This is a genomic window from Haloactinopolyspora sp. (genome assembly GCF_027324685.1).
Taxonomy (GTDB): Bacteria; Actinomycetota; Actinomycetes; order Jiangellales; family Jiangellaceae; genus Haloactinopolyspora.
The window spans coordinates 24,992-41,065 of sequence record NZ_DAHVSH010000095.1 but is presented as its reverse complement, the minus strand read 5'-3'; the positions used below and the strand labels follow the sequence as shown (position 1 = coordinate 41,065).

14 protein-coding genes are annotated in these 16,074 nt (G+C 69.6%); 12 read left to right on the top strand and 2 right to left on the bottom strand.

Annotation, left to right across the window (positions count from 1 at the left end):
- The gene (gene dnaE / locus M6444_RS10705; RefSeq protein WP_298326713.1) at positions 1-3,528 is read left to right on the top strand and encodes a DNA polymerase III subunit alpha; all 3,528 of its coding nucleotides are present in this window, start codon (positions 1-3) and stop codon (positions 3,526-3,528) included.
- The gene (locus M6444_RS10700) at positions 3,525-4,061 is read left to right on the top strand and encodes a hypothetical protein (protein ID WP_298326710.1); all 537 of its coding nucleotides are present in this window, start codon (positions 3,525-3,527) and stop codon (positions 4,059-4,061) included. The genes dnaE and M6444_RS10700 overlap by 4 nt, the downstream gene beginning before the upstream one ends.
- Before the next feature lie 4 nt (positions 4,062-4,065).
- On the opposite strand, the gene ybaK is transcribed toward M6444_RS10700, so the two are convergent.
- A complete protein-coding gene (gene ybaK, locus M6444_RS10695) occupies positions 4,066-4,560 on the bottom strand; it encodes a Cys-tRNA(Pro) deacylase (RefSeq protein ID WP_298326706.1) in 495 nt (164 codons plus the stop codon).
- A gap of 187 nt (positions 4,561-4,747) precedes the next feature.
- Between ybaK and M6444_RS10690 the strand changes: the two genes are divergently transcribed.
- From M6444_RS10690 to M6444_RS10675, 4 genes are all read left to right on the top strand, one after another.
- On the top strand, positions 4,748-5,728 hold the full coding sequence (locus tag M6444_RS10690; protein ID WP_298326703.1) for an acetylxylan esterase: 981 nt from the start codon (positions 4,748-4,750) through the stop codon (positions 5,726-5,728).
- Between the two features lie 111 nt (positions 5,729-5,839).
- Positions 5,840-6,619, top strand: a complete 780-nt coding sequence (locus M6444_RS10685) for an IclR family transcriptional regulator (protein ID WP_298326701.1) — start codon at positions 5,840-5,842, stop codon at positions 6,617-6,619.
- Entirely contained in the window at positions 6,616-7,272 is a 657-nt protein-coding gene (locus M6444_RS10680) for a bifunctional 4-hydroxy-2-oxoglutarate aldolase/2-dehydro-3-deoxy-phosphogluconate aldolase (protein ID WP_298326698.1), read from the top strand. The genes M6444_RS10685 and M6444_RS10680 overlap by 4 nt, the downstream gene beginning before the upstream one ends.
- Entirely contained in the window at positions 7,269-8,216 is a 948-nt protein-coding gene (locus tag M6444_RS10675; RefSeq protein ID WP_298326695.1) for a sugar kinase, read from the top strand. The genes M6444_RS10680 and M6444_RS10675 overlap by 4 nt, the downstream gene beginning before the upstream one ends.
- A gap of 8 nt (positions 8,217-8,224) precedes the next feature.
- Here M6444_RS10675 and M6444_RS10670 read toward each other — a convergent pair whose 3' ends face one another.
- The gene (locus M6444_RS10670) at positions 8,225-8,884 is read right to left on the bottom strand and encodes a hypothetical protein (RefSeq protein ID WP_298326693.1); all 660 of its coding nucleotides are present in this window, start codon (positions 8,882-8,884) and stop codon (positions 8,225-8,227) included.
- 97 nt (positions 8,885-8,981) lie between these two features.
- Here M6444_RS10670 and M6444_RS10665 point away from each other — a divergent pair, with 97 nt between their 5' ends.
- From M6444_RS10665 to hisB, 6 genes are all read left to right on the top strand, one after another.
- A complete protein-coding gene (locus tag M6444_RS10665; protein ID WP_298326690.1) occupies positions 8,982-9,917 on the top strand; it encodes an oxidoreductase in 936 nt (311 codons plus the stop codon).
- A gap of 79 nt (positions 9,918-9,996) precedes the next feature.
- Complete coding sequence (locus M6444_RS10660; protein ID WP_298326686.1) at positions 9,997-11,736, top strand: AMP-binding protein; 1,740 nt, start codon at positions 9,997-9,999, stop codon at positions 11,734-11,736.
- Positions 11,733-12,608, top strand: a complete 876-nt coding sequence (locus M6444_RS10655; RefSeq protein ID WP_298326684.1) for an aminoglycoside phosphotransferase family protein — start codon at positions 11,733-11,735, stop codon at positions 12,606-12,608. The genes M6444_RS10660 and M6444_RS10655 overlap by 4 nt, the downstream gene beginning before the upstream one ends.
- Before the next feature lie 305 nt (positions 12,609-12,913).
- A complete protein-coding gene (gene hisD / locus M6444_RS10650; RefSeq protein ID WP_298326682.1) occupies positions 12,914-14,263 on the top strand; it encodes a histidinol dehydrogenase in 1,350 nt (449 codons plus the stop codon).
- On the top strand, positions 14,260-15,366 hold the full coding sequence (locus M6444_RS10645) for a histidinol-phosphate transaminase (protein WP_298326679.1): 1,107 nt from the start codon (positions 14,260-14,262) through the stop codon (positions 15,364-15,366). The genes hisD and M6444_RS10645 overlap by 4 nt, the downstream gene beginning before the upstream one ends.
- Complete coding sequence (gene hisB / locus M6444_RS10640; RefSeq protein WP_298326676.1) at positions 15,363-15,974, top strand: imidazoleglycerol-phosphate dehydratase HisB; 612 nt, start codon at positions 15,363-15,365, stop codon at positions 15,972-15,974. The genes M6444_RS10645 and hisB overlap by 4 nt, the downstream gene beginning before the upstream one ends.
- The last annotated feature ends 100 nt before the right edge of the window (positions 15,975-16,074 follow it).

The window sequence follows — 16,074 nt, the reverse complement described above, 5'->3', positions numbered from 1 at the left end:
GTGTCGAGTGCCGGGTCCACGTCCGCGAATTTCGTGCACCTGCATGTGCACACCGAGTATTCGATGCTCGACGGAGCGGCGCGGCTCAACGACCTGTTCACCGAAGCGCAGCGGCTGAACATGCCGGCACTGGCGATGACCGACCACGGCAACGTGTTCGGCGCGCACGACTTCTACCGCACGGCCAACAAGTTCGGTATCAAGCCCATCATCGGCACCGAGGCCTACATCACCCCGCGCACCAGCCGCTTCGACAAGACCCGAGTCCGCTGGGGTGACGGCGGCGGCGACGACGTCGCGGGCAGCGGCGCGTACACGCACATGACGATGCTGGCCGAGACCACCGGCGGCATGCACAACCTGTTCCGGCTGTCGTCGCTGGCCTCCATCGAGGGGTTCTACTTCAAGCCCCGCATGGATCGCGAACTGTTGCAGACCTACGCCAGCGGGCTCATCGCCACCACCGGCTGCCCCAGTGGCGAAGTGCAGACCATGCTCCGGTTGGGCAAGTACGACGAAGCCCGCGCGGCCGCCGCGGAGTTCCGCGACATCTTCGGTCCCGGCAACTACTTCCTCGAGCTCATGGAGCACGGCCTGGACATCGAGCGGCGCGTGCGCGAGGACTTGCTGCGCCTGGCCAAAGACCTGTCCCTGCCGCTGCTGGCCACCAACGACCTGCACTACACGCACAAGGATGACTCCAAGGCGCACGAGGTACTGCTGTGCGTGGGGACCGGCTCCACCATGGCCGACCCGAAACGGTTCAAGCTCGACGGCGACGACTACTACCTCAAGTCCGCCGAACAGATGCGCGAGATCTGGGCGGACTTCCCTGAGGCGTGCGACAACACGATGCTCATCGCCGAGCGCTGCGATGTGAAGTTCGTCGAGGAAGCCGGCGCCTACATGCCCCGCTTTCCGGTGCCGCAGGGCGAGGACGAGGTCTCCTGGTTCATCAAGGAAGTCGAGCGCGGCCTGCACGCGCGTTACCCGAACGGCATCCCCGATGAAGCCCGCAAGCGCGCCGAGTACGAGACCGATGTCGTCACGAACAAGGGGTACGCCGGGTATTACCTCGTCGTCGCCGACTTCATCAACTGGGCCAAGCGCAACGGCATCCGGGTCGGGCCCGGCCGTGGCTCCGGTGCCGGCTCCATCGCGGCCTATGCCATGGGCATCACCGACCTGGACCCGCTGGTCCACGGGCTGATCTTCGAGCGGTTCCTCAATCCCGAACGCATGTCGATGCCGGACTTCGACATCGACTTCGATGAACGTCGGCGCGGCGAGGTCATCCGCTACGTCACCGAGCGGTACGGCAGCGACCGCGTCGCGCAGATCGTCACCTACGGCACCATCAAGGCCAAGCAGGCCATCAAGGACGCCTCGCGCGTGCTCGGCTACCCGTTCTCGATGGGCGAGCGCATCACGAAGGCGATGCCGCCGCCGGTGATGGGCAAGGACATTCCACTCAACGGCATCTTCGACCCCCAGCACGCGCGCTACGCCGAGGCCGGCGAGTTCCGTTCGCTCTACGAGTCCGATGCCGAGGTGCGCCAGGTCGTCGACACCGCGAAGGGGCTGGAGAACCTCAAGCGCCAGTGGGGCGTGCACGCCGCCGGGGTCATCATGTCCTCCGCGCCGCTGCTCGACACCATCCCGATCATGAAGCGCGAGCAGGACGGCGCCATCATCACGCAGTTCGACTACCCGACCTGCGAAGACCTCGGCCTGGTCAAGATGGACTTTCTGGGCCTGCGCAACCTGACGATCCTCGACGACGCGCTGCGCAACATCCAGCGCAACGGCAAGGACCCGGTCGTTCTCGAGGAACTGCCGCTGGACGACAAACCCGCCTACGAGCTGCTCGGGCGGGGCGACACTCTCGGTGTGTTCCAGCTCGACGGCGGGCCGATGCGGTCCCTGCTCCGGCAGATGAAGCCGGACAACTTCGAGGACATCTCCGCTGTCATCGCGCTGTACCGCCCCGGGCCCATGGGCGCCAACAGCCACATCAACTACGCGCTGCGTAAGAACGGGCAGCAACCGATCACGCCGATCCATCCCGACCTCGCCGAGGCGCTCGAGCCGATCCTGGGCACCACCTACGGCTTGATCATCTATCAAGAGCAGGTCATGGAGATCGCGCAGAAGCTGGCCGGGTACACGCTCGGTAAAGCGGACTTGCTCCGGCGGGCGATGGGCAAGAAGAAGCGCGAAGTCCTCGACGCGGAGTTCGTGCCGTTCTCCGAGGGCATGAAAGCCAACGGGTTTCCCGAAGACGCCATCAAGACGCTGTGGGACATCCTCGTCCCCTTCTCCGACTACGCGTTCAACAAGGCGCACAGCGCCGCGTACGGCGTCATCGCGTACTGGACGGCCTACCTCAAGGCCAACTACCCGGCCGAGTACATGGCCGCACTGCTCACCTCAGTCGGTGACGACAAGGACAAGACGGCGCTGTATCTGTCGGAGTGCCGGCGCATGGGGATCAAGGTGCTGCCGCCGGACGTCAACGAATCCGCCGGCGACTTCACACCGGTAGGCACCGATGTCCGCTTCGGGCTGACCGCCATTCGCAACGTCGGGTCCAACGTCGTCGACAGCATCGTGGCCGCGCGCGAGTCCAAGGGCCGATTCGAGTCGTTCCCGGACTTCATGGACAAGGTCCCGGTCAATGTGTGCAACAAGCGCGTGGTCGAGTCGCTGGCCCGCGCGGGGGCGTTCGACTCGATGGGTTACGCGCGCCGCGCCTTGGTGTCCGTGGTCGACGAAGCCGTCGACACCGTCATCACCCTCAAGCGCAACGAGGCGGTCGGACAGTTCGACCTGTTCGGTGGTGCCGCCGAAGAGACCACGGGCTTCGAGGTCACGGTGCCGGAGCTGTCGGAGTGGGACAAGAAACAAAAGCTCGCCTACGAGCGCGAGATGCTCGGCCTGTACGTCTCCGATCACCCGTTGCTCGGTCTCGAACACGTCATCGCCAACGTCGCCGACCGCCCCATCTCCACCCTGGCCGACGAAGACGAGGTGCCCAATGGCACCACCGTCACCATCGCCGGTCTCATCACGTCGATGCAGCGCAAGATCAGCAAGCGCGGCGACACCTGGGCCATCGTGACCATCGAGGATCTCGAGGGCGCCATCGAGGCGATGTTCTTCCCGGCCACCTATCAGCTCTACGCGCTGCAACTCGCCGAAGACGAGATCGTCGTGGTCAAGGGACGCCTGGACCGGCGTGAGGAGTCGCCGCAGCTGATCGCGGCCGAGCTGAGCCTGCCTGACCTCGCCGACGCCCCGTCCGGGCCGATCACCGTCACCATGCCGACCAGCCGGTGCACGCCGCCGATGGTCGACCGGTTGAAGGACGTGCTGGCCACGCATCCCGGGATGACCGAGGTGCACCTCAAGCTGACTGGGTCTGGGCGCACGACGGTGATGCGGCTGGCCGACGGTTTACGGGTGACGCCGTCCACGGCGCTGATGGGAGACCTCAAGGCGCTGTTGGGGCCCTCGTGTCTCACATGACCATGACCAGAGCGGAGCGGCTGGGCCATGCGGGGGCGCGGACGACGCGGGTCGTGGCCGAGATCGTCGTGGCCACGGTGGTGGCCGGAGTCGTCATGGGCGTGGCGTGGTGGCTGCTCGCTCCTGACGTCACCGCTACCGTGGTGAACGGTGAGGTGCGGCTCGACGCCCGTGAGGGACAGAAGCTGTTCGGCCGTGACGCCGTGTTCGCGCTGTTGGCTGCCGGGTGCGGGCTGCTGATGGCGGTCGTGTTCAGCGCGCGGCACCGGCATCGTCCGGTGACCGTGCTGCTGGCCGTGGCCATCCTGGGTTTCGGCGGGTCGTTGCTGGCCGAACTGACCGGAGGCCTGCTCGGCGGCAGCGACGACATGGCCGGGTGGGCCGACGGGACCGAGCACGTGGTGGACCTGCAGATGCAGTCGCAGGCCGGACTGATCGTGTGGTCGATGACGGCGACGGTGACCGTGGCGGTCATCGCGGTGTTCCGTGACGACCGCTCACCGTGGGCGGTGCCGGGCGCACCGCCGCCGTGACCGATCAGCTGGTCCGGGCGATCGTGGCGGTCTTCGCGGTGGTCACCCGGACCAGGTCCGACGGCGCGATCTCCACGTCGAGGCCGCGGCGTCCGGCCGACACGTACACCGTCGGGTACCCGAACACGGATTCGTCGACGATGGTCGGCAGGCGTTTTCGCTGCCCGAACGGGCTGATGCCGCCGACCACGTAGCCGGTGGTCCGCTCGGCCTTGGACGTCGCGGCCATGACCGCTCGTTTGCCGGCCGCCGCGCGCGCCAGTCCCTTGAGATCCAGCGAGCCCGACACGGGAACCACGGCGACCACGAGATCGTCATCGACCTCGGCCAGCAGTGTCTTGAAGACGCGAGCCGGCGCGACGCCGAGCGCTCGAGCCGCCTCGAGACCGAACGACGGTGCGGAGGAGTCGTGCCGGTACGGGTGCACGGTGAACGCCACGCCCGCGCGCTCCAGCGCGACGGTCGCCGGCGTGCCTGTTCGTTGGCGCGTTGCACTCATTGGGGCAATCTAGTCCGAACCGCCGGTGTTCGTCACTGTGCCGCTCCGCCGCAGGCCACGGGCGCGCACCTGCACGCTCGAGAAACCTGATCAGCAGATCACAGCATGGGTCCCCGCTACGCTGTCGGCGACCGCCGTCCCCCGACCGACGTCTGATCAGACGCCTGACAGAAGGGAACTCCGAGCGATGCCCCTGTTCGACAAGCCGCTGTCCGAGCTGCGCGAGTACCGTCCCGAACGCGAGGAACCGGCGGACTTCGACGCCTTCTGGTCGCGCACGCTGGCCGAGGCGCAGACGTTCCCCCTCGACGCGACGTTCGACGACTACGACGCCGGCTTCGAACTCGTGGACGTCTTCGATGTCCGCTACGCGGGCTGGGGCGGCCACGAGATCGCCGGGTGGTTGTTGGTCCCTGCGGGGGCGAACGAGCCGCTGCCGGCCGTCGTGCAGTACATCGGCTACGGCGGCGGCCGCGGATTCCCGCACGACTGGTTGCCTTTCGCCGTCGCGGGCTACGCGACGTTCGTCATGGACACTCGCGGTCAGGGTTCGGCGGGCTCGCCTGGTGACACCGCGGACCCGGTCGGCGGCACGAATCCGCAGACCCCTGGGTTCATGACGCGCGGCGTGCTCGATCCCGACCAGTACTACTACCGCCGCGTGTACACCGACGCGGTCAGGGCGGTCGACGCCGCGGCGGCGCACCCGCTGGTGGATCCGGGCCGGATCGTCATCGCCGGCGGCAGCCAGGGTGGCGGCATCGCCCAAGCGGTGGCGGGGCTGCGTGACGACCTCACCGGTGCCATGATCGACGTTCCGTTCCTGACCGGGTTCCGCCGGGCGACGGAGATCGTCGACACCATGCCCTACGGCGAGATCACGAAGTACCTGTCGATCCACCGTGATCATGAACAAGCCGTGTTCACGACGCTGTCCTATTTCGACGGCGTCAACTTCGCGCCGCGCTCGAACATCCCCGCCCTGTTCAGCGTGGGACTGATGGACACGACGTGCCCGCCGTCCACCGTGTTCGCCTCGTACAACCACTACGCCGGACCGAAAGAGATCCGCGTGTGGCCGTACAACGAACATGAGGGCGGCCAGACCTTCCAGCGGCGTGAACAGCTGCTGTGGCTGCGTGACCTGCTCAAGCCGGGTCCGCGCTGACGTCGCGGCGCTCTGCACACCGCGGCACGCGTCGAGGCGGGACCGGTCGTTCGATACGATCCCTACAACAGCACAACGTCGCTGTGCATAGCACAACTGAACGAAGGTCTCGTGGAACGGAACAACTCGACCTCGCTACGCCGCGCCCTGACCTTGTTGGAGGCGGTCGCCGCCGCCACGCCGACCGGGGGCGCCACGCTGAGCGAGCTGGCCACGATCGGCGGTGTCCACAAGAGTTCGGCCTCGCGCCTGCTGGCGCCGCTGGCCGACAACGAGTTGGTGCTCGTCGTCGACGGGCGCTACGTGCTCGGGCCGCGCACGATTCAGTTCGGCCAGGTCTACCTCGAGGCTCTCGACCTGCGAACAGTGGCACACCCGGTGCTGCGCGAGCTGATGATGGCGGCGGGGGAGTCGGTGCACTTGGTCGTGCCCGATCTGCCCGACGTGGTGTATGTCGACAAGATCGACGGGCCGGGTCGGGTGCGGATGGCCTCGACCATCGGTTCGCGCCAGCCCGCGCACAGCACGGGCGTCGGCCGGGCGTATCTGGCTCATGCGGGGGAGAGTGCCGTCGAGGCAGTCATCGAGCACGGACTGACGGCACGGACCGAGCGCACGATCACCGATCCGAGCGCTTTCCGGGCGGAGTTGGCCGCGGTGCGCTCGCGAGGGTACGCCGTGGACGACGTGGAGAACGAGCCGGACATCCGCTGTGTCGCCGCCACGATCTTCGACCACACCGGCGCTGCCGTCGCGGCGCTGTCGATCTCTGGACTGGCCACGCGGATCACGCCGCAACGTTTCGACGAACTCGGCGACCTGGTCGTCGCGGCCGGGCGGGACATCTCGGCCGGCCTCGGAGCACCCCGATCTGGAAAGGAACTCACATGAGCGGTACTGATCGCATTCCACCGAGCCCCCAGCTCACCGAAACCGGCGTGATGGCGATCCTGCGGGCCCGGTCGGCCGAGCGGTTCGCCGACATCAGCAAGGTGCTGGTCGACGCCGGCATCACGTGCCTGGAGATCACGCTGACCTCGCCGGGAGCGGTGGAGGCGATCAGCACGGTGCGTGCGCAGCTGCCCGACACCGTCGACGTGGGCGCTGGGACCGTCGTGGACGCCGAGCAGGCGCGAGCGGTCGTCGAGGCGGGGGCAGGGTTCGTGGTGTCGCCGTCCGTCGAGCCCGAGGTGCTTCGCGTCGCTCGTGACGCCGGGATTCCGGCCTACCCAGGGGCGTTCACGCCGACGGAGATTCTGGCTGCCTGGCGCGGTGGGGCGGCGGTGGTCAAGCTGTTCCCCGGTTCGGCGCTCGGCCCGTCGTACATCACCAGCGTGGCCGGGCCGTTCCCGGATATCGCGATCATGCCCACCGGTGGTGTGAGCCTGACCAACATCGGCGAGTGGATCAAGGCCGGAGCCGTTGGCGTCGGCCTGGGTGGCCCGCTGCTCGGCGACGCCGCCGATGGCGGTGACCTGGGTGCCCTGGCTGATCGCGCGCGCACCGCGCTGGCCGCCGTACGCGACGCCCGGGGCCAGGCATGACCGGCGGCGGGCTCGTCACGTTCGGCGAGACGATGGCGCTGATGGCCGCGGCCGAGGTCGGCCCCTGGGCGACGCACCGCGACCTCAAGCTCTCGGTGGCCGGCGCGGAGATGAACGTGGCCATCGGGGTCCGGCGGCTCGGACAACCGGCGACGTGGATCAGCCGTGTCGGCGCGGACTCGTTCGGTGAGCTCATCCTGCGGGAACTGCGGGCCGAGGGGGTGGTGGCGCGAGCCGGCGTCGACACCGAGCGGCCCACCGGCTTGATGGTGAAGGAGCGCCCGAACAGCCTCCGCACGCACGTTCGGTACTACCGTTCCGGCAGCGCCGCGGCGGCGCTGACCGCCGCTGACATCAGCGCCGACACCGTCGCGGCGGCCAGCGTCCTGCACGTCACGGGCATCACCCCGGCGCTCGGCGCGGGCCCGGCCGAGGCGGTGGAACACGCGGTCGAGGTCGCCCGAAGCGCCGGTACCACGGTGTCGCTGGACATCAACTATCGCTCGGCGTTGTGGGACCGCGAGACTGCCGCCGCGGCCCTGGAGCCACTGGTCGCACGGGCCGACGTGGTGTACGCCGGCCCGGAGGAGGCGGCGCTGATCGTCGACGATGCCGAGCCGGAGCAGCAGGCGAAAGGCCTGGCTCGACTCGGACCTGCGCAGGTCGTCATCAAGCTCGGCGCCGACGGCGCGGTCTCGTTCATCGACGGCGTGGTGCGCACCACGCCTCCGGTGCCGGTGCGCGTGGTCGACACGGTCGGTGCCGGGGACGCGTTCGTGGCCGGGTACCTCGCCGAGTTGATGGCCGGGCGTGACGCCGGGACCAGGTTGGCCACCGCGGCCACAGCCGGCGCCTTCGCCTGCACGTCGCTCGGCGACTGGGAGGGCCTACCCACGCGATCCGACCTCGACGCATTCGGCGCCGCCGGGGACGTACAGCGCTGAGCGAGCCGCTAGACCAGACCGAGCTCTCGGGCCCGTGCCCCGGCCTGGAACCGGGATTCAGCGCCCAGCGCGTCCATCAGTTCGGCCACCCGGCGCCGATAGGTACGCACGCTGAGCCCGAGAGCCCGGGCGGCGGCCTCGTCTTTGATGCCCTGGCCGAGCAGGTCGAGCACCTGCGGCGCGAGCCGACGGATCTCGGCGATCTTGGCGTCGTAGACGGCGAGGTCGGTCGCCGACCGCCAGGCGGCCTCGAACAACGAGGTCACGCCCTGCACGGCGCCGGCCTGAGTGATCACGCTGTAGCTGCGCCGGCCCGCGCGGGAGTCACCGGCCAGGATCACCAGCCGGTCGTCGAGGATGATCGTCTCGTTGATCTCCTCGGTGCTGACACGAACCTGCGCCCCGAACTCGTCGCGGCGCTTGGCCAGCTCGTGCGACGCTCCCGGATCGAGCAGGACATCGGCCCGGTAGATCTTGCGCACCCGCATGTCGGTGCGGCGCTGCACGTCGGACAGGGCGGTGATGTCGTAGGGCTGGTGTCGCCACGCCCAGACCCACAGATCGTTGGCCGCACACGCGATCTCGGTCGCGGTCATGAACAGGTGCTTGGTCCGCTGGAACAGCTCCTGCTCGTCGTGGACGATCGTGACAGCGTCGACGGTGCGCATGAGATCCATTGTGAACCCCACGGCCCGGCGAGTTCGGCGCTGGCAGGTTGTTGCCATCCGTGGACCAGTTGGACGGCCGGTCGCAACGCTGGTTCACATGACGATCAACCAGACCGCCGCAGTCAACGCCCGCCCCGGTTCCCCGACCGCCGACGCCGCCGGCACTTGGCAGCTCGGTACTCGTACGGTCAATCGAGTCGGCCTCGGCGCCATGCGCCTGAGCGGCATGCCGTGGGACGACCAGCCGAAAAGCCGAGATGCCGCCATCACGGTCCTGCGCCGGGCGATCGAGCTCGGCGTGAACCACATCGACACCGCTGCCTTCTATTTCACCGCGACCCGCTCAGCCAATGAGCTGATCAGCCATGCGCTCCAGCCCTATCCGGACGACCTGGTGATCACGACGAAGGTCGGGCCGAGCCGGTCCCGCGAAGGTGACTTCGAACCGATGGCCCGACCGGACCAGCTGCGCAGCCAGGTCGAGGAGAACATCCGCCAACTCGGCCTCGATCACCTCGACGTGGTCAACCTGCGGTGGGGCGACGGCATGGACAAGGACCCGAGCTCGGTGGCTGAGCACTTCGGCGCCCTGGCCGAGCTCCGCGAAGCCGGGCTGATCAGGGAGCTCGGGTTGTCCAACGTCACGGCCGGCCAACTCACCGAGGCGCTGGACATCGCACCGGTGGTGTGCGTGCAGAACCTGTACGGCCTGACCGACCGGCAGGACGACGATCTGATGGCCTTGTGCGGCGAACGCGGGGTGGCCTTCGTACCGTTCTTCGCCGTCGCCACGGCGAGCGGTGCGACACCCGGAGCCCCCGACGAGACGGGACAGGCGGAGATCGCCGCGGTGGCGCAGGCGCACGGTGCGACGCCGGCCCAGGTCCGCCTGGCGTGGACACTGCACCAAGGTGATCATGTACTCGCCATCCCCGGTACCGGCGATCCGGCACACCTGGAGCAGAACATCGCCGCCGGTGCTCTCCGGCTGAGCCGCGAGGAGCTCGACCTGCTCGACGGCATACGCCGCTGACGTCGAGATCAAGACACCGGTCCGCGTACGCGGTAAGGTCCCGCGCACAAGACGCCGTCCCAGTGCACGGGGGTCGATCATGACCGGCATCAGCCCGTACGACAGCTTCCGCCAGGCGCGCGACCTCCTGCTGGAGCTTCGTGACGATCACGCCGCGGCGCGGCAGCAGTACGAGCCGCCGCGCCCGGCGAGTTTCAACTGGGCCCTGGACTGGTTCGATCGCGTCGCAGCGACCGAACCGACAGCGAGCCGAGCGGCGCTGCGGATCGTCGGCGGCGACGGCGCGACCGAACTGACCTACGCCGAACTGGCCGATCGGTCCAGTCGGCTGGCCGGCTGGTATCACGCCCACGGCATGCGGCGCGGCGACCGGCTGCTGCTCATGCTCGGCAACCAGGCCGAGTTGTGGGAGACGATGCTGGCCTGCATGAAACTCGGCGTGGTCATGGTTCCGGCCACGACGCTGCTGTCGCCCAGCGACATCACCGACCGGGTGCAGCGTGGCGGCATCGGCTACGTGGTCGCTCGCTCCGTCGACGCCGAACGGCTCGACGCCGCGGCTGCGGACTGCACGCGCATCGCCGTCGGCGATCCCGTGGCCGGCTGGCTGAACCATCGCGACGGCCTGGAACACCCCACGGCGTTCGCGCCGGCAGGCCCGACGGACGCCGAGGACACGCTGCTGCTCTACTTCACGTCGGGGACGACGTCGCTACCGAAGCTCGTGGAGCACACGCAGGTGTCGTACCCCATCGGACATCTGTCCACGATGTACTGGATCGGGTTGCGCCCCGGCGACGTCCACGTCAACGTCTCGTCGCCGGGATGGGCCAAGCACGCGTGGAGCACCGTGTTCGCGCCGTGGAACGCCGAGGCCACGGTGCTGGTGGTCAACCAGGAGCGGTTCGACGCCACCGGCCTGCTGGACACCATGGCCCGGGAGCAGGTGACGACGTTCTGCGCGCCGCCCACGGTGTGGCGGATGCTCGTCCAAGCCGACCTGGCCGCCTACCGCGGGCAGATCCCGCTGCGCGAGGTCGTAGGCGCCGGCGAGCCGTTGAACCCCGAGGTCATCGAGCAGGTCAGGGCGGCGTGGGGACTCACCGTCCGCGACGGCTACGGGCAAACAGAGACGTGCGCCCAGATCGGGAACAGTCCGGGGCAGCCGGTGCGCCTGGGCTCGATGGGACGGCCCTTGCCCGGCTACGACGTGGTGCTGCGTGACCCGGCCAGCGACGAGGACCGATCCGCGCCCGGCGGCGAAGGAGAAGTGTGCCTGCGCCTGGATCCGCGCCCGGTGGGGCTGATGACCCAGTACCGCGACGACCCCACGCGCACGGCCGAGGTCATGCGCGGCGGCGCGTATCACACCGGTGACGTGGCCACGGTCGACGAAGACGGCTATGTCACGTTCGTCGGGCGCACCGACGACGTCTTCAAGTCCTCGGACTACCGCATCAGCCCGTTCGAGCTGGAGAGCGTGCTCATCGAGCATCCGGCGGTCGCCGAGGCGGCCGTCGTCCCGTCACCGGACCCGATCCGGCTTTCGGTGCCCAAGGCGTACGTCGTGCTGGCCTCCGGGCACGTGCCGGACGCCGCGACGGCCGAGTCGATCCTGCGCCATGCCCGCGAGCACCTCGCGCCGTACAAGCGGGTGCGTGGCCTGGAGTTCGCGGAGCTGCCCAAGACGATCTCGGGCAAGATCCGCCGGATCGAGCTGCGTGAACGCGAGATGCAGGTCCACGGCGTCGGTCGCACCGAGCGCGGCGAGCGGGCCGAGTTCTGGGAACAGGACATCCCGGGGCTCGGCTCGTCGTGAAGATCGGCTTGCCGCGAAACCTCGCCGAATCGCCCGTCGGCGATCACGACGTTCGATTCCGCGACTGGCGGGCATCCCTGCCCGCAGTGGTCGCGGACCTGGCGGGCCGATGGGAGCTCACGGTCGGGGAACCGTTCGAGCCAGGTGGGCAGTGCTCGTGGGTGGCCCCGGCGCGCACTCTCGCCGGCGACGACGTGGCCCTGAAGGTCGGCTGGCGGCACTACGAGGCCGACCACGAGGCCGCCGGCCTGCGGTTCTGGGACGGCGCGGGTGCCGTGCGGGTGCATCGCGCCGAGGCGTACGACCGCACCAGTGCGCTGCTGCTCGAACGGTGCGTGCCGGGCGACACGTTGGCATCGGCCCGGCCGGCGCCCGAATGCGACGAGGTGGTGGCTGGTCTGTTGCGGCGGCTGTGGCGCACGCCGCCGACCGGCCATCCGTTCCGGGAACTCACCACCATGTGCGACGCGTGGGCCGACGCGTATGAGCGCACGGTCGAGCAGGCGCCGCAACCGCTCGACCCCGGCTTGGCGCGCGCCGGCATCGAGCTCATGCGAGAACTGCCTCGCACCGCCACCGACAGCGTGGTGCTGTGCACCGACTTGCACCCGCAGAACGTACTCGCGGCACGGCGCGAGCCGTGGCTGATGATCGACCCGAAGCCCTACATCGGCGATCCGTGCTACGACGCGCTACAGCACATGCTCAACACCGACCGGCTGGTCGCGGACCCGGAGGCGCTCTCGGACCGGATGGCCGCCATGCTCGACCTCGATCCGCGGCGGCTGCGGCTGTGGCTGTTCGCCCGGTGCGTGCAGGAGGGCCCGACCTGGCCCGGTCTCGACGGCGTCGCGGTCCGGCTCGCGCCGTGACTCGCCCGGGCCGGGGGGCGCGACTCGGCGCGCCGGATGCGGAGGCCGCGTGGCACGGTGAAAATGACCGCGTGGCACGGTGAACGCGACCAATCGCGCCCGAAATGTCGCGTTTGTGGAACACTTCAGCGTGCCACGCGAGGCGGGGGGGCCGGACGAGGCGGGCGTGCCACGCGAGACGGGCGCGCCACGCGAGTGCGTGGCGGGGGCGCCCGCAACGGCTGTGCCCCGGGCGTGTCCACCCCGCGGTCTTGGTATCCGGGCGCGGTGTCCGAACAATGAACGGCCGACCTAGACTCGGCTGAGTGATACGCCGCATCGACCTGCGCGGGGAACGCAGCCCGGGGGACAGTCGCGACTACCGTGCGCTCGTCCCGCGCTCGCCTGTCGACGTCGACTCCGCGCTCGACGCCGTCCGGCCGATCTGTGCCGACGTCCGCGACCGTGGCCTCGCCGCCGTCCGGGAACTCACTGCGCGCTTCGACGGCGTCGACATCGACGACGTCCGCGTACCCGAGGCGGCCCTCGATGCCGCGGTCGACACGCTGGACGGCGACGTGCGATCAGCGCTGGAAGAGTCGATCGCCCGCGCCCGTACCGTCCACGACGATCAGCGCCGGTCCGACGTCACCACGACCGTCGTCCCAGGCGGCACGGTGACCGAGCGATGGATACCGGTCGAGCGGGTGGGCCTGTACGTTCCCGGCGGGTTGGCGGTCTACCCCAGCAGCGTCGTGATGAACGTCGTACCGGCACAAGCGGCCGGCGTGGGTGAGCTGGCCATCGCCAGCCCGCCGCAGAAGAGCACCGGCGGCCTGCCGCACCCGACGGTCCTGGCGGCGTGCGCGTTGCTCGGCGTGCGTGAGGTGTACGCGGTCGGCGGTGCGCAAGCCATCGCGACGTTCGCCTACGGCCTGCGCGACGAGACCGATGCCACCGCCTGGCTGTGCCCTCCCGTCGACCTCGTCACCGGGCCAGGCAACGTCTACGTGGCAGCCGCCAAGCGCCTGCTCGAGGGACGGATCGGGATCGACGCCGAGGCCGGGCCCACCGAGATCGCGGTGCTCGCCGACGACTCCGCCGACCCCCGCCACGTGGCTGCCGACCTCGTGAGCCAGGCCGAGCACGACCCGCTGGCCGCCGCCGTCCTCGTCACCGACAGCGCGACGCTGGCCGACGCCGTCGAGGCCGAGCTCGGCCTGCAGGTCGCAGCGACGAAGCACACCGACCGGGTGCGCACTGCGCTCGGCGGGCAGCAGTCGGCCATCATCCTCGTCGACGACGTCGAGCAGGGCCTGGCCGTCGTCGACGCCTACGCCGCGGAGCACCTGGAGATCCAGACCCGTGACGCCGCGGAGGTGGCCGCTCGGGTCCGCCATGCCGGAGCGGTCTTCGTCGGCCCGTACTCGCCGGTCAGCCTTGGCGACTATGCCGCAGGCTCCAACCACGTGCTGCCCACCGGGGGCAGCGCCCGGCACACCTCCGGGCTGTCGGTCCAGTCGTTCCTACGCGGCGTGCACGTCGTCGAGTACGACGAACCGGCGTTGCGTGACGTGGCGCCGCACGTCCAGGCGCTTGCCGACGCCGAAGACCTGCCGGCCCACGGTGCAGCGGTGGCTGCCCGATTCACGCCCGGCCAGGGGAGCGAGGCATGAGCGAGCTGCCGATCCGCGAGGAGCTGCGTGGCATCGAGCCGTACGGGGCCCCTCAGCTCGACGTTCCGGTGTGCCTGAACGTCAACGAGAACCCGTTCCCGCCGTCGGAAGCGCTGGTCGCCGATGCTGCCGCGGCGGTCGCCGACGCCGTGCGTGGTCTCAACCGCTACCCCGACCGCGAGGCCGCCGGGCTCCGCAAGGCCCTGGCGACCTACCTCGAACGAGAGTCCGGCGTCACTCTGCGCCCGGAGCAGGTGTGGGCGGCCAACGGATCCAACGAGATCATGCTGCAGATCTTTCAGGCCTTCGGCGGACCGGGACGCAGCGCGCTGTCGTTCGCGCCCACGTACTCGATGTATCCCGAATACGCCCGCGACACCTCGACGGCCTGGATCACCGCGCCGCGGCGAGACGACTTCACCATCGACGCCGACGCCGCGGTCGCCGCGGTGACCAAGCATGCGCCGTCGGTCGTGCTCATCGCCTCGCCGAACAACCCCACCGGCACGGCGGTGCCGCTGGAGCTGGTCCGGCGGCTGCACGCGGCCACCACCGGCATGGTCGTCGTCGACGAGGCCTACGCCGAGTTCCGGCGTGCCGGTACGCCCAGCGCCCTGAGTGTGCTGCGCGAGCATCCCCGCCTGATCGTGACCCGCACGATGAGCAAGGCCTTCGCCTTCGCCGGTGCACGGGTGGGCTACGCGGCCGCGTCGGAGCAGGTCATCGACGCGCTCCGGGTCGTACGGCTGCCGTACCATCTGTCTGCGGTGACGCAGGCGGTCGCCGGGGCGGCGTTGAGCCATGCCGACGAGCTGCAGGCGCGGGTGAACGACCTGCGCGTGGGGCGGGACGAGCTGGCGGCGTGGCTGCGCTCGATCGGCCTCGAGGTCGCCGACTCCGACGCGAACTTCGTCTTGTTCGGCCGGTTCCCCGACCGGCACGCCGTCTGGCAGGGCCTGCTCGACCGCGGGGTGTTGATCCGCGAGACCGGCCCGGACGGGTGGCTGCGGGTGTCGGTGGGCACGCCCGCGGAGATGGCGGCGTTCCGATCCGCGCTCACCGAAGTCCTGGGCACCACACGCAGCAAGGGAGTCACACCATGACCGGCCAGACGGGGCGCATCGCCAAGCGTGAACGCGCGACCAGCGAGAGCAAGGTCACGCTCGAGCTCAACCTCGACGGCACCGGCCAGCATGACATCTCCACCACCGTGCCGTTCTACGACCACATGCTCACCGCGTTCGCCCGCCACTCGTTGATCGACCTCGACGTGCGGGCCGAAGGCGACACCCACATCGACGTGCACCACACCGTCGAGGACACCGCCATCGTGCTGGGGCAGGCGCTACGCGACGCGCTCGGCGACAAGGCCGGCATCGTGCGCTACGGCGAGGCGACCGTCCCGCTGGACGAAGCCCTCGCACACGCGGTGGTCGACGTGTCGGGGCGGCCCTACTTTCTGCACACCGGCGAACCGGCCGGGCAGGAGTACGTGCTGATCGGCGGGCACTTCACCGGTTCGCTGACCGCACACGTCCTCGAGAGCATCGCCCACCACGCCGGGCTCACCATGCACGTGCGCGTCCTCGGCGGACGCGACCCGCACCACATCGCCGAAGCGCAGTTCAAGGCCGTAGCGCGGGCGCTGCGCACGGCCGTCGCCCACGACCCGCGCGAGCGGGGCGTGCCGTCCACGAAGGGCGCGTTATGACCGCGACCTCGGCCGGGGCTCGTGATTGGTCGCTGCGGGACGGCGGCGAGGAGATCGCGTCCCTGCCCGCGGCTCGCTCGTGCCTCGCTCGCCGATGCCC

Coding starts and splice junctions, on each gene's coding strand:
- M6444_RS10700 (WP_298326710.1), top strand. CDS start 3,525: ATGACCATGACCAGAGCGGAGCGGCTGGGCCATGCGGGGGCGCGGACG.
- ybaK (WP_298326706.1), bottom strand. CDS start 4,560: ATGAGTGCAACGCGCCAACGAACAGGCACGCCGGCGACCGTCGCGCTG.
- M6444_RS10690 (WP_298326703.1), top strand. CDS start 4,748: ATGCCCCTGTTCGACAAGCCGCTGTCCGAGCTGCGCGAGTACCGTCCC.
- M6444_RS10680 (WP_298326698.1), top strand. CDS start 6,616: ATGAGCGGTACTGATCGCATTCCACCGAGCCCCCAGCTCACCGAAACC.
- M6444_RS10675 (WP_298326695.1), top strand. CDS start 7,269: ATGACCGGCGGCGGGCTCGTCACGTTCGGCGAGACGATGGCGCTGATG.
- M6444_RS10670 (WP_298326693.1), bottom strand. CDS start 8,884: ATGCGCACCGTCGACGCTGTCACGATCGTCCACGACGAGCAGGAGCTG.
- M6444_RS10665 (WP_298326690.1), top strand. CDS start 8,982: ATGACGATCAACCAGACCGCCGCAGTCAACGCCCGCCCCGGTTCCCCG.
- M6444_RS10660 (WP_298326686.1), top strand. CDS start 9,997: ATGACCGGCATCAGCCCGTACGACAGCTTCCGCCAGGCGCGCGACCTC.
- M6444_RS10645 (WP_298326679.1), top strand. CDS start 14,260: ATGAGCGAGCTGCCGATCCGCGAGGAGCTGCGTGGCATCGAGCCGTAC.
- hisB (WP_298326676.1), top strand. CDS start 15,363: ATGACCGGCCAGACGGGGCGCATCGCCAAGCGTGAACGCGCGACCAGC.